The 501-nt window shown below is 73.1% G+C and carries 1 protein-coding gene; it reads right to left on the reverse strand.

What is annotated here, in order from left to right; genetic code table 11:
- Positions 1–455: IS66 family transposase zinc-finger binding domain-containing protein (locus G6R25_RS24570; protein ID WP_235949558.1), on the reverse strand; the 455-nt coding region annotated here is incomplete at its 3' end.
- Positions 456–501: the final 46 nt, after the last annotated feature.

Below are 501 nucleotides of genomic sequence, written 5' to 3' on the forward strand. Positions count from 1 at the left end.
CAGTTTTCCAGCGACCCGCACCCGGTCTCGTCGGCGCCGACGATCTCGCTGCCGGCCAGCAGAGCGCGCACCGTGTCCAGGAAGCCGTCCAGGCCGCTGGCGGCGCGGGCGGCCGTGCCCGCGGACAGCGGGATCCCGACAAGCTCGGCCAACGCGGTCGCGGTCCGGTCCTTCGACAGGAACTGGCCGGCATACAGGTAGACCGCCGCCGCGCTCACCCGCGGCCCGTACTGGACCGGGGCATCCACCCCCGCCGGCGCCGCCGCCCGGGTCCGCGTCCCGCAGCCGCATGCCCGCTCGATGAGCTGATGTTCGGTCACGTGCGGGCGCATCTCGGGCAGGTCGAACACCTGCCGCCGTTCCACCCCGGCCACCGGCCGGTCCGAAAGCGACGTCCCGCATCCCGAACACGCCTGGGGCTCATGCCGGTGGTGGACGTCAGCCTGGTCAACCATCCGTAGCGTCGATCCGGGATGCCCACCCTGCCCACCAGCCTTACGG

Source organism: Candidatus Frankia alpina, assembly GCF_902806485.1.
In the GTDB taxonomy this organism is placed as follows: Bacteria; Actinomycetota; Actinomycetes; order Frankiales; family Frankiaceae; genus Frankia; species Frankia alpina.